General features: G+C 38.1%; 8 protein-coding genes. All 8 read left to right on the top strand.

What is annotated here, in order from left to right:
- The 8 genes from PL77_RS04180 (at position 1) to PL77_RS04145 (ending at position 13,383) form a co-directional block, all read left to right on the top strand.
- A complete protein-coding gene (locus PL77_RS04180) occupies positions 1-1,869 on the top strand; it encodes a SusD/RagB family nutrient-binding outer membrane lipoprotein (RefSeq protein ID WP_044202088.1) in 1,869 nt (622 codons plus the stop codon).
- 393 nt (positions 1,870-2,262) lie between these two features.
- Positions 2,263-4,530 (top strand): GH92 family glycosyl hydrolase, encoded by a 2,268-nt coding sequence (locus PL77_RS04175; protein ID WP_216595876.1) that lies wholly within the window; start codon positions 2,263-2,265, stop codon positions 4,528-4,530.
- 237 nt (positions 4,531-4,767) lie between these two features.
- Positions 4,768-5,511 carry a copper homeostasis protein CutC gene (locus PL77_RS04170; protein ID WP_044202084.1) on the top strand — a complete coding sequence of 248 codons (744 nt, stop codon included), beginning with the start codon at positions 4,768-4,770 and terminating at the stop codon, positions 5,509-5,511.
- Positions 5,512-5,521: 10 nt separating this feature from the next.
- On the top strand, positions 5,522-6,766 hold the full coding sequence (locus tag PL77_RS04165) for a PNGase F N-terminal domain-containing protein (RefSeq protein ID WP_044202083.1): 1,245 nt from the start codon (positions 5,522-5,524) through the stop codon (positions 6,764-6,766).
- A gap of 68 nt (positions 6,767-6,834) precedes the next feature.
- On the top strand, positions 6,835-9,420 hold the full coding sequence (locus tag PL77_RS04160) for a glycoside hydrolase family 2 protein (protein WP_052444153.1): 2,586 nt from the start codon (positions 6,835-6,837) through the stop codon (positions 9,418-9,420).
- 162 nt (positions 9,421-9,582) lie between these two features.
- On the top strand, positions 9,583-11,010 hold the full coding sequence (locus PL77_RS04155; protein WP_044202081.1) for a glycoside hydrolase family 125 protein: 1,428 nt from the start codon (positions 9,583-9,585) through the stop codon (positions 11,008-11,010).
- Between the two features lie 59 nt (positions 11,011-11,069).
- On the top strand, positions 11,070-12,167 hold the full coding sequence (locus tag PL77_RS04150) for a carbohydrate-binding family 9-like protein (RefSeq protein WP_044202079.1): 1,098 nt from the start codon (positions 11,070-11,072) through the stop codon (positions 12,165-12,167).
- A 139-nt stretch (positions 12,168-12,306) separates the two neighbouring features.
- Entirely contained in the window at positions 12,307-13,383 is a 1,077-nt protein-coding gene (locus PL77_RS04145; protein ID WP_052444152.1) for a putative glycoside hydrolase, read from the top strand.
- The last annotated feature ends 119 nt before the right edge of the window (positions 13,384-13,502 follow it).

The following is a 13,502-nucleotide window of genomic DNA, read 5'->3' as shown; positions in this document are numbered from 1 at the left end:
ATGAAACTTAAAAATATATTAATCGCCGCTTCAATTGGTGTATCTTCACTTTTAAATACAGGGTGTACCCACAATTTCGAGGAAATGAACCAAGATCCTTGGAAAAGTACCGACTTGAACGTGAAGCATATCTTACCATTCACTCAAACAAAGGCTTATTCAAATGGACATGAAGGATGGAGAACATCCATCATCATGACAGGTCCTATGTCTGGTATTTCATCTACTTACATTGGAACAGGTTCTGGCTTTGGTGAGAATGGTGAATATACTGGAGCATTCTTTGAAAACTTATATCGTGATATGATCCGTAATATTGAGGATTCAAAGCAACGATTGAAAGAAGATGGTAGCGACGAGGCAATGGCAGAATACGGAAGATTTACCGTAGTCAATGTCATCAATCAATTACGTGCCACTCAGCTTTATGGTGATATTCCTTACTCTACTGCAGGTAAAGGTTATACAGAAGGTATTTACTACCCTGCTTATGACCGTCAGGAAGATGTATTTGAAATGATGGTGGAGGACTTGAAAGAAGCGAAAGAATACATTTCAAAAGTAGAGCGCCTAGCTGATTATGACGCTTACAGAGTAGGGTTGCCATATAAAGAAGTTTATATCAAAATCATCCACTCTTTATACATCAAAATTGGTATGATGATGTCTGAAGCTAATCCAACACGTGGAGCTGAAATTTTCCACTTGGGTTATGATACTAATGATTATATCGATTCTTGGAATGTAGCTCCTGTCATTCACCATACCAATGAAGGGGGTGCTTGGGGTTCTACCGTCAATGGTTATGGTATTGCAAACAACTCTCTTGTAGGTGGTTTCTCAGGGAATTACTTCTCACCAGAATTGTTGGAATACATGCAGAAAAACGAAGATCCTCGTATTTTCCGTTTAGCTTGCCATTTGGATTACTCAAGCTCTTCAACTGAAGCTTATACCGATGTATCAGTGTATAAAGACTTTGATCCATTTGCAGTTGCACAAACCAATGAGCCAGGTGTATTCAATAAAGTACATTTTAGAGGTTTACGTTTAGGATCTACTTCAGATGGTACACGTTCGCTATATAAAGTAGAAGGTCAAGCCAATCAACATATTGATTTCTGGGCTAACAGAACACAGCAAATTGCGGATGAAGGTCAATTCATGACATTGGCTGCAATTTCACCAGAAGTATTCAACGCAGTGGCTCCAACAATTATTTTAGGTGCCGATGAGGTAATGTTCTATATCGCAGAAGCTTCAACAATTCCTTCGTACGGTGTAAGTGATCCCAACGCTTTATCAAATGCAGTAGAACTTGCTTTATCAAAATATGATGCAGTTGGTTTCAAAGGTGGTACTTTAGAGGATGCATTTGTAGATATCTATAAAAAACAAACTAATCCAGCTTACAGTCACCTTGATAACAAATTAAAATATGTACAGGGTGTAATGGATAGATATAATGCCGCACCGGATCTAGAAGCGAAAAGAGAACTTGTAATCACGGAACACTGGGCTTCTTTAACAGGTGATTGTGTAAATGCTTTCTCTTTAGTGACAAGAACAGGAATGCCTTCATTTGTGAACCGTAACCTAACTTCTACGCAGATGGATTTCCCTCTTCCGGTTTACGATAAAGATCCTTTAACGAACGATGATGCAGTTGTTACAGGAACTGAGACTGTACTATTACATACAGGTGGTTCTACAGGTGGTATTCGTCCTTACAGATTCCCTTATCCTGGTTCTGAATTGAATGCAAACGGTACAAATGCCGAAGAAGCAATCAAAAGACAAAGACAGGAAACAGGCACAAGTGAAGCGATTCACTTCATTGCAGTTCCGCAGTGGTGTAGCAAAAGATAACGCGAACCCTGATTTATCAGGAATACGAATAAGCTAATAAATAAACGCATAATCATGAGGTTCAATATACTATATTGAACCTCTTTTTGTTCAGGTTGGATTAGATAGTTCTTCTTTTATCGCTTGATTCCCAATTGGGTATTGCGTAATATTCTCACTTTTACTTGCGTTGTTTTGTGAGTTGATACCTATTTTACTTGTATTCTATCTAGTTTTTAAAGTGTATACTCTATTACATTTAGATATTGTCGACTTGTTTGCAAAGGTTAAGAAATGAATGCATGTTTTTGCATGTTTTAATGCATGAATGTCTCTGTTTTTTTTTATTTTTGCTGTATAAAGAACACTTTATGATAACCGAACCTTTATTAATCATACTTTAAATTAATTGCCGTGTCGATCTTAAAATACATCAAAAATAGCTTAAAAGTCATTGCTTTCACGCCGTTGGTTGTGATGAGTGCATGTACTTCTGAAGTGCCGAAACAGGCATCACATCAAAAACTTGTAGATTTTGTAGACCCTTTGATCGGCACAGGTGAGCATGGACATACTTTCCCTGGTGCAACTTTGCCTTATGGTGGAGTGCAGTGTAGCCCTATCAATGGTGTAAGTGGCTGGGATTGGGTCAGTGGTTATCATATCTCAGATTCATTACTTATTGGTTTTGGTCATCTGCACTTGAGCGGTACAGGTATTGGTGATTTAAATGATTTGATTGTTTTACCTACTGAAAAAGAACATCAGTTGGATCCAATGGAACAAAATCGTGAGAAATTACCTTATACACAGCGTTACTCTCATGATAATGAAGTAGCAGTACCGGGTTATTATTCAGTACTTTTAGAAAATAGCGGTATTCAAGCTGAGATGACGACAGGAACAAGAGTAGGTTTTCATCGTTGGACTTACCCTCAATCAGCTGAAAAGCCATCGATGATTGTCAATCTTGGTTTTGCGGTCAATTGGGACGGAGTAACGAAGTCATCATTAACTCAAATTGATGACTTTAGGGTACAAGGCGAAAGACTTTCTAAAGGTTGGGCTGAGGATCAAAGAGTATATTTCGAAATGAAATTTTCTCAACCTATCGAGAAAATTAATATAGAAAAGGAAGGAGAAAGGTTAGTCGCTCAAATTTTCTTCAAGAATGTTGATAATCAACGTCAGGTAACAGCGGCAGTAGGTGTTTCTTCTGCTACTTTAGAAGGTGCTCATGTTGCTTTAGAGCAAGAAGCAAATGGTTACGATTTCGATTTGAAGAAACAAGAAGCAAGTGATGTTTGGGAAGAGGCGTTAAGTCAAATCAAAATTACAACGAAAGACGAAAAATCAAGAGCGATTTTTTATACAGCATTATATCATTCAAAAATTGCTCCTGTAACGCACTCAGATGCACAAGGAAATTATAAAGGGGCGGATCATAAACTGCATCACGCAGATGGGTTCAGATACTACAGTACATTTTCTCTTTGGGATACTTTCAGAGCGGTTCATCCATTATCGACCATTATTGAGTCTGAAAAAAGAAATGCGGATTTTATCAATTCAATGTTAGCGCACTTTGATGAAACAGGGCTTCTGCCTGTATGGGCATTGGCAGGTAATGAAACCAACTGTATGACTGGATACCATGCAATGCCTGTTTTGGCTGATGCAGTTTTAAAGGGAATTGAAGGAATTGATCCAAATCGCGTGTATGAAGCAATGAAAGTGACTTCAATGCAAGATGAGCGTGATTTGAAAGCGTATAAGAAATATGGTTTTATACCATCTGATAAAGGTGGGGAGTCAGTGACAAAAACATTAGAATATGCCTACGATGATTGGTGTATTGCTCAGGTAGCAAAACATGTCGGTGATGATGCGGGATATACAGAATACATGAAACGTTCGGAAGGTTATAAACCACTTTTCGATCCTGAAACAGAATTTATGAGAGGACGCTTGACGAATGGTACTTTCAGAACTCCATTTGATCCAGCAGAAGCAAACCATAGAGAAAATACCGATTACACTGAGGGTAATGCTTACCAGCACAGTTGGTTTGTACTACAAGATGTTCAAGGTTTGATTGATTTATTCCCTTCTAAAGAAGCATTTGTCTCTAAATTAGATGAATTATTTACAGTTTCATCAGAACTAACGGGCGATAATATATCTCCAGATATCACAGGATTAATTGGTCAGTATGCTCATGGCAACGAGCCATCGCATCATATTGCCTATCTATACAACTATGCGGGTGAAGCATGGAAAACACAAGAGAAAATACACGAGATTCTGTTTACACAATATGATAATACTCCTGAGGGAATCAGTGGAAACGAGGATTGTGGTCAGATTTCAGCATGGTATGTATTCAGTAGCCTAGGTTTTTACCCCGTAAACCCTGCTCAAGGAATATATGTGATTGGTACTCCAATTTTTGAAGAAGCAGTCATGAAAACTTCGAACGGAAAAGAATTTAAAGTAGTTGCTAATAACGTATCAAAAGAGAATAAGTATATCAATAAAATCATATTAAACGGTCAATCGATAGATCGTTTATATATCACTCATCAAGAGATTATGAGTGGAGGAGTAGTAGAGTTTGAAATGACAAACACGCCAAATAAACAATTAGGTGTGTCGAGTTCTATTCCGATGAATGCATTATAATTAAAAACCTAAAAGCATGTTTGGATAAAAGTAGGTCCCATTCATGTTTTCAATTCAATGAGAAATAGAATCATAAATAACACGTTTTATGACGCTATTTTTCATTGACGATAAATCAAAATATTAACCATATATAGCTTAACAGAGCTAATAAAACCAAAAGAAAGAGAGTGAGATTGAAGAGTACTAAAGCATACTTTTCATAAGGACTAACTCATTTCTCTTTTACAAAAAATTATGAACGTAACATTAGAAATTTGCTCATACACGGTGGACTCCGCCATCAACGCCCAAAAAGGAGGGGCAGATAGAATTGAGTTGTGTGGAGGAAGGCTTGAAGGAGGTACAACACCGAGTGAAGGTATGATGAAATTGGTAAGAAAAAGTGTAGATATTGATGTTTACCCGATTATCAGACCCAGAGGTGGCGACTTCTATTTTACCGATCTAGAGTTTGAAGAGATGTTGGAAGACATCAAAACCGCTAAAAGATTAGGTATGAATGGAGTGGTGATTGGGGCACTTACTGCAGATGCTGAAATAGATGTAGAAAGATGTAAAGCACTGGTAGAAGAAGCCAAACCTTTGGGTGTCACTTTTCATAGAGCTTTTGACATGGCAAGAGATTCTCACAAAGCATTAGAAGACTTAATCGGTCTTGGTGTGGATAGAGTATTGACGTCAGGTCAGATGATGACGGCTCCTGAGGGAGTTGAGGTATTGAAAGGTTTAGTAAAACAAGCTGATAGCCGTATTGAGATTATGGCCGGAAGCGGTGTTTTACCAAAAAATGTAAAGGAAATTATAGAAAAAACTGGGGTGACAGCAGTGCATTCTTCTGCTTCGAAGTTGGTAGATAGTCAGATGACTTTCAAAAACAATGGAGTTGCAATGAGTAAAGAAAGTACTGGCTCAGAATATTTAAGAGCGGTAACATGTGATAAAACAGTGGAGTCGCTCAAAAATGAAATAAATAAATAGACGACAGCAAATGAAACAGCAAATTCTTCAACTACTCGCTTTAACTGTATTAATGGTGAGCTGCGGACCTAAAGAAATTCCATCTATAGGTGACAAAGTTTATCATGTATTTGATCAAGAGCATCTTTACTTTGATCCTGAATTAACAAAAGATGGGATTAAGGTGAGTGATACAGCTCCGTTTTATATTGAAGCGGGACGTATTATGCTTCGCAAAATCAACATTCCAAAATTCGAACGTGAAACTAAAGTTTCTATCATTGTGGAGGAAACATCTGCAGGTGACCGTTGGGATAAGGCAGGGTCCGTGTTTGTGATGGATGCCAATGGAGTGAATATGTTGACGGTAGCTCAAGAGCAATACAAGTTGAAGCATAGCGATGATGCCGAACAAACGGATAATTATCCGGGTATGATTGCAGAAGGAGAATACAAACCTGCTGTGGAATTGATGCGTTTTATGACACCGTTTGGAGTGGGGCATTATTCAAAACAAGATACTTCAAAATACCCTAACAGAATGCCGGTTTATATTGATGGATGGGCAGAAAAGGCAATGTGGAAACAGGATATCACTCAGCTTTTACCTTTATTGGAAGGAGAGGTGTATATCGGTGTTCACATTGACACTTGGACCAAAGAAGGGTATAATGTAGATGTGAAATTACGATTTGATGAATCTGAAAATGCCTATGCACCTGCCAAGAAACGTTGGGTAGCTCCAGTGTTGAATTCTGTAAGATATATTCCGCCTCAAAGAGGTTGCGATAAATTCCAAAGAGCAGATGTTGGAACTTCAGTCGAAATTCCTGCAAATGCCAAAGATGTTCAGTTGGCGTATATCACTACGGGTCATGGTGGACATTCTGGAGGAGATGAGTTTGTCCCTACAGAAAACATCATTAAATTAGATGGAGAAGAATTCTTCAAGTTCACACCTTGGAGAACCGACTGTGCCTCTTTCCGTAGATTCAATCCTACATCAGGAGTTTGGTTGAAGAAGAGAAATGTAGATTACATTGATTGGGAAGCAAAAGGCTACAGAACGAAAGAAATCGAAGAGCCGGAAGCGTCATCGGATTTGTCAAGATCTAATTGGTGTCCGGGTTCAGATGTACCACCTATGATTATTCCGATGGATAAAATTTCGGGTCAACATGAGATTACGGTGAGTATGCCAACAGCACAAAAACTGAAGGAAGGAGAACAAAACTTCTGGTTTGTTTCTGCTTACTTGTTTGGTGAATTAAATTAATACCAAGAAATATAAGACTAGCTCAAGGCAATGATCGCCTTGGGCTATTTTAGCATAAATGAAATAAGATGAAGAACATTACTTACCTAACTTACGCATTTCTATCACTACTAATTTTGAGTTGTTCAACAGATTGGGAAAGCCAAGAGCAATTAAAAAAATCTTATCCTTTACATTCTGATTGGGAATTCAAACAAGCCAACAAGGAGCAATGGTACCCAGCGACTGTTCCGGGAGTAGTGCACACTGACTTATTTCAAAATAAACTAATTGAAGATCCATTTTACCGTCAAAATGAAAAAGACTTACAATGGATTGAAGAAGAAGATTGGGTTTACAAAACAACTTTTGACTTACCGACTTCTTTCAAAGAAAATCAACACTTTGCCTTAAATTTCGAAGGTCTAGATACCTATGCTGATGTAACATTGAATGGTAAAAAGGTGATCTCTTCTGACAATATGTTTGTGGGGTACAACAAAGAAGTAACTTCACTATTAAAGGAGAAAGGTAACGTACTGGAAGTCTATTTTCATTCACCTATCAAAATAACAAAACCACTCAGAGAGCAAGCAGGCTTTGAATATCCTGCCGACAATGATGCAAGAGAGGAAAAATACAGTATTTACTCTCGTAAAGCACCTTATTCATTTGGTTGGGACTGGGGCCCACGTTTTGTGACTTCAGGGATTTGGAGACCTGTAGAATTAGTGGTTTGGAACAGTGCCCAAATTAATGACGTTCACTTACAGCAAGTGAGCTTGACAGAAGAAAAAGCAAAGTTGAAAGCTAGAGTTGAAGTAAAATCAAGTGTAGTGGGAGACGCCAATATCCGCTTGACAAACAGTTCATCAACATTCTCATCGGAAGAGAAAAAAGTGATGTTGAATAAAGGTTTGAATGTGATCGAATTGCAAGCGGAAGTTGAGAACCCGGAACTATGGTGGCCAAACGGTTTGGGTGAGCAAACAAGATACGAAATCATCACACAATTGAATGTAGATGGTGACTTTGTGGATCAAGAATCACATAAAATTGGTTTTAGAACTGTGGAAGTGATCAACGAACCGGACAGCATTGGGGAGAGTTTCTTTGTGAAAGTCAACGGTCAGCCCGTATTTATGAAGGGTGCCAACTATATTCCTCAGGACAGCTTCTTACCATCAGTGACAAAAGATCGTTACGATTGGATGATCGAAAGTATGGTAAGAGCACACATGAACATGGTGCGTATGTGGGGTGGAGGAATTTACGAAAGTGATTACTTCTATGATCAATGTGATGAAAAAGGACTTTTAGTATGGCAAGATTTTATGTTTGCCTGTACAATGTATCCGGGTGATAAAGACTTTATCAGAAAAGTAAAAGAAGAAGCGGCTTACAACATTAAGCGTTTAAGAAATAGACCTTCATTGGCACTTTGGTGTGGTAATAACGAAGTGGGCGTAGCTTGGGACAACTGGGGCTGGCAAGATTCTTATGGCTGGTCTGAAGAGGTACAAACGAAACTGAAAGAAGATTACCATAGATTGTTTAAAGAAGTATTGCCAGAAATGGTGGAAACCTATGATGAAGGCCGTTTCTATTATCCTTCATCACCAATTTCAAACTGGGGTAATTTAGAAGACTTCACCATTGGAGATAACCACTTCTGGGGTGTTTGGCACGGAAAATATCCATTTGAAAGCTTCAAAGAATACGTGCCTCGTTTTATGAGTGAATATGGTTTCCAATCTTTCCCTTCATTCAAAGCCATCAAGAAATTCACTATCGAAGAAGATTGGGGCTTGGAAACGGATGTAATGAATACGCATCAGAAGAGTTATACAGGAAATGGTTTGATTAAAGTCTATATGGAAAGAGATTTTAATGTGCCGACTGACTTTGAAGATTTTGTTTACGTGGGCCAATTGCTTCAAGCGGATGGAATGCGTCAAGGTTTTGAGATCCACCGTAGAAGAATGCCTTACTGTATGGGTACCTTGTACTGGCAATTGGATGATTGCTGGCCTGCCGCTTCTTGGTCTTCTATTGATTATTATGGTGAATGGAAAGCATTACACTATGCGGCGGAAAGAGCCTTCCAACAACAATTGATTTCTACTGATATTGAAGATGAATTATTGGCGGTATGGTTGGTTAATGATGAGTGGAAAGATTTTGGAGCAACCTTGAATGTAAAGTGGAATACATTTGAAGGAAAAGAAATAGCAAAAAAGTCTTTACCGATCAAAGTAGATGGAAACACATCTAAGGTAGTTTTAGAAATTACTTTAGAAGAGCTTTTAGGTAGGAAATCTACATTACAAGAAAGAAGATCAATGTACTTAACCTTAGAAGCCGTTGATGCTAAAGGAAAAGTGATAACGAAAAACTATGCTTTCTTCGTAAAACCAAAAGATCAGATTTTGCCAAAAGTAAACATCACGACAACAGTCATTGAAAGTGGAAATGAATTAAAAATTAAGCTGCAGTCAAATGCTTTTGCAGAAAGTGTAGCATTGAGTTTAGCAGGTGAAGCAACCGCTCATTTCTCTGATAATTATTTCCACTTAGAAGCCAATCAAGAGAAAGTAATTACACTAGAAAGAACAACAATTACAGCAGAAGAATTGAAACAAGCATTAGAAGTTAAATGCTTGAATAACCTATAAGATTTACCCCTTGAACCAAATAAATATTAGCCCCATGGCAGTAGTCGTGGGCTAATAAGGTTCTTGTATTGGTGTTTTACACCACTAAAAAAAGCAGTTGAAATCGCTTTAAAATAACTATCAACAAAACTAATTTAACCAGAACAAACCAAGTAGATTGAAATGAAACGTAGAGATTTTATCAAAACAACAGGATTATTTACGACAGGCTTATCCATGGCAGGGGGTACCACTATGGCCTCTGCAATGTTTGAAGATAAATACCCATCTCATAGACCTGCAGTTGCTGAAAGAAAATTCACTTCAGAAGCAGTGGAGAAAATTATCAAAAAGGTAGCCAAGAAAATTGGTGACGATGAACTCCGATGGATGTTTACCAACTGCTACCCTAATACTATAGATACCACTGTTGAATTTACCATGAAGGGAGATCGACCGGATACTTTTGTGATCACTGGAGATATTCCTGCCATGTGGCTGAGAGATTCAACAGCACAAGTTTGGCCTTACTTACCTTTAGCCAATGAGGACGATAAGCTGAAAACTATGATCAAAGGTTTGGTGAACCGACAAGCAGAATGTGTCTTGTTGGACCCCTATGCCAATGCTTTTGAGAAAGATCCTACAGTAAAATCAAAATGGGCTGAAACGGACATTACGGATATGAAGCCTGGAACTCATGAAAGAAAATGGGAGATTGATTCCTTATGTTATGCGGTAAGATTAGCGAATGGTTATTGGAAGAAAACAGGTGATGCTTCTATTTTTGATGCCACTTGGCAGAAGTCTGCAAAATTGATTGTAAAGACTTTCAAAGAGCAACAGCGTAAAGATGGAGTGGGGCCTTATACTTTCTCTAGGGTAACTCAAAAATACGAAGACACGATGGCCAACTGGGGTGCAGGAGCCTCTATGAAACCATGTGGATTGATTGTCTCTTCATTCCGTCCTTCAGATGATTCTACTTTATTACCATTCCTTATTCCATCCAACTTATTTGCGGTAGCGTCATTAAAGCAGTTGGCTGATATTTATACCAATGTAGTTAAAGACAAAGCATTTGCAGATGAATGTTTGGCATTAGCGGAAGAAGTAGATAGTGCCATTAAAAAATATGGTACAAAAGACCACTTAGACTTTGGCAAAATTTTAGCCTTTGAAGTTGATGGTTTTGGTAATCAATATTTTATGGATGATGCCAATGTACCAAGTTTATTGTCTATGCCTTACTTAGATTGCATGGATGCTGATGATCCTTTATATCAAAGAACTAGAAACTTTGTATGGTCAGAGAATAACCCTTATTTCTTCAAAGGAAAATACGAAGGGATTGGCGGTCCTCACGTTGGTTTGGATTATGTATGGCCAATGTCTATTATTCAAAAAGGACTCACTTCAGAAGATCCAAAAGAATTAAAATGGTGCTTAGAACAATTGAAAGCAACGCACGCTGATACTGGTTTTATGCATGAATCTTTCCATAAAGACAATCCTGAGAAATTTACACGCTCATGGTTTGCATGGACCAATACTTTATTTGGTGAATTAGTATATAAAATTTATCAAACTCATCCTGAATTACTGAAATAAAACAAACAAGTCTCAAGGTTGATTTCAATTGACTTTGAGGCTATGATACCTCATTAAAAATGATTTTAAGACTAATCTCTATCCTCAGTATTATCACTCTTTTTGTTGCCACTTCAACTGTGGCTCAAAAGTACCCAACACCTGAAAGTTATTTGTGTTATCAATCTACAACCCCTATCAAAATTGATGGTGTTTTGGATGAAGAAGACTGGGCAAATGCTGAATGGACGCAGGACTTTGTGGATATTGAAGGAGACAAACAACCCAATCCGCCATTTCAAACAAGAGTGAAAATGTTGTGGGATAAAGATTACTTGTATATCGCCGCCGAGTTGGAAGAACCTCATCTTTGGAGTACGATTACCGAAAGAGACGCAGTGATTTATTTTGATAACGATTTCGAAGTTTTTCTTAATCCTGTTCCTACATCTTCTCAATATTATGAATTCGAAATGAACCTGCTCAATACCGTCTGGGATTTGATGATGACGAAACCATACAGAGACGGAGGAAAGTTTATGAATTCATGGCAGATTGAGGGTTTAAAATCAGCAGTAAAAATGTATGGCACTTTGAATGATCCATCAGACAAAGATGAAAAGTGGACATTGGAAATTGCTTTTCCATGGAATGTAATTGCTCAGGAACACCCTTTAGCCATTTTCCCGAAAGAAGATACACGATGGAGAATCAATTTCTCAAGAGTAAACTGGGACTTGGAAGCAAAGGAAGGAGAGTACACCAAAAAAATCAACCCTGATACAGGAAGACCTTATCCAGAGCATAATTGGGTGTGGTCGCCACAAGGAGAAATTGCTATGCACATGCCAGAACAGTGGGGGTATCTACATTTTACAGAAAGTAAAGTAGGAGAGAAAATCAGTAAAGAAATCAAAGAAACGGAAGGGGAAAGATTACACCGTCATTTATATGATATTTATTATAAACAAAAGAAATACTTTATAACAAATAGGGTCTATGCTAAAACCTACGAAGAATTGGGAGGAGTGGACAAAATGTATTTTGAAGGAGAAGAAGTGACCCCAAAAATGGAACTTACACTTACCGGCTTTCAATTGGTATTGGAAGTACCTCAGGAAAAGAAAATTTACGTGATCAGAGAAGACAGTTCTACTGATATAATTGAAATGAATTAGAGTATTTTGAGTTAAGAGTTAGACTTTTAATGGTCTTAAGAGAAATTGATTGTGGTTAGTTAAATTCGGATTATCTTCACTCTTAATTTATCACTTTTCACTCAAGAATAAATATTCGTAAAAAACTACTACACATAAAATGGAGAAAAGAGAATTTCTTAAAATCGCAGGACTAGCAACAGCAGGGGCCGTATTAGGGCTTCCCGTACTAGCAAAAGGTAAAAAACTTCCCACTCGATGGATGTGGCTTCATGCACACGATGATTGGACAGACGCACAATGGGAAGAGAAATTGGATGTACTCAAAGATTGTAAAATTGAAGGCGTTCTTTTAGGAGGTAATGAAGCTACTTACAAAAGAATGTACCCCTTGCTGAAAGCAAGAGACATTGAAATGCACGCTTGGATGTGGACACTCAACAGAAATGGAGATAAAGTCGCCAAGCAAAATCCAGATTGGTATGCTGTAAGCGGGGACGGACGCTCATGTTATGAATACCACCCTTATGTTGATTATTACCAATGGGTGTGTCCCTCAAAAGAAGAAGTGCAAGAACATATCATCAAGCAAGCCGTTTCTTTAGCAAAAATTGAGGGAGTGAAAGGAGTTCATTTGGATTACGTGCGTTATTCAGATGTTATTCTGGCGTCCTCATTACAGCCACTTTATGGTATTGTACAGGACAAAGAATATCCTGAATGGGATTTCTGTTATTGTGAAACGTGCCGTCAAAAGTTCAAGGAGGAGTCCGGAATTGATATCAGAGAACTAAAAGACCCCACTGCATCGGAAGAATGGCGTCAGTATAGATATGATTCTGTTACACGATTGGTAAATAAAATTTATGATGCTGTCCACAAAGAAGGAAGTATGCTTTCAGCCGCGGTATTTCCTTATCCTGACTTAGCTAGAAAAATCTGCCGTCAATCATGGGATGATTACAAGTTGGACATGGTGTTCCCTATGATCTATAATAATTTCTATGAGGAACCGATCGATTGGATCAAATTTGCGACAGAACAAGGTGTTTCTGATGTAAAAGGGAAATTCAAAGAACCATTGATTACAGGGCTTTACACACCTGCTTTACCAAAACAAGAGGATATGGAAGAAGCCATTAAACTAGCCAAAAAAGGCGGAGCAAAAGGCTTTGCCATCTTCGACCTTGCAGGAATGCAAGAACCTCATTGGAAGGCCCTGAAAAATGCGAAATAACTCCTTCTGATTTAGTATATATAGCTTTATCCCGATTTCCGACTTTGTGTTGGAGATTGGGGTTTTTGTTGTGTATATAACAAGGTAAACGCTCTTAAAATGTGGTATAGTGAAATATC

It is taken from the genome of Flammeovirga sp. OC4 (genome assembly GCF_000812565.1).
In the GTDB taxonomy this organism is placed as follows: domain Bacteria; phylum Bacteroidota; class Bacteroidia; order Cytophagales; family Flammeovirgaceae; genus Flammeovirga.
Note: the sequence above shows the minus strand (reverse complement) of the source record. Positions and strands in the feature narration are given on the sequence as shown.

Bases quoted from the DNA above. Each gene is read 5' to 3' on its own strand.
- PL77_RS04160 (WP_052444153.1), top strand. From the start codon at position 6,835: ATGAAGAACATTACTTACCTAACTTACGCATTTCTATCACTACTAATT.
- PL77_RS04145 (WP_052444152.1), top strand. From the start codon at position 12,307: ATGGAGAAAAGAGAATTTCTTAAAATCGCAGGACTAGCAACAGCAGGG.
- PL77_RS04155 (WP_044202081.1), top strand. From the start codon at position 9,583: ATGAAACGTAGAGATTTTATCAAAACAACAGGATTATTTACGACAGGC.
- PL77_RS04180 (WP_044202088.1), top strand. From the start codon at position 1: ATGAAACTTAAAAATATATTAATCGCCGCTTCAATTGGTGTATCTTCA.
- PL77_RS04170 (WP_044202084.1), top strand. From the start codon at position 4,768: ATGAACGTAACATTAGAAATTTGCTCATACACGGTGGACTCCGCCATC.
- PL77_RS04150 (WP_044202079.1), top strand. From the start codon at position 11,070: ATGATTTTAAGACTAATCTCTATCCTCAGTATTATCACTCTTTTTGTT.
- PL77_RS04165 (WP_044202083.1), top strand. From the start codon at position 5,522: ATGAAACAGCAAATTCTTCAACTACTCGCTTTAACTGTATTAATGGTG.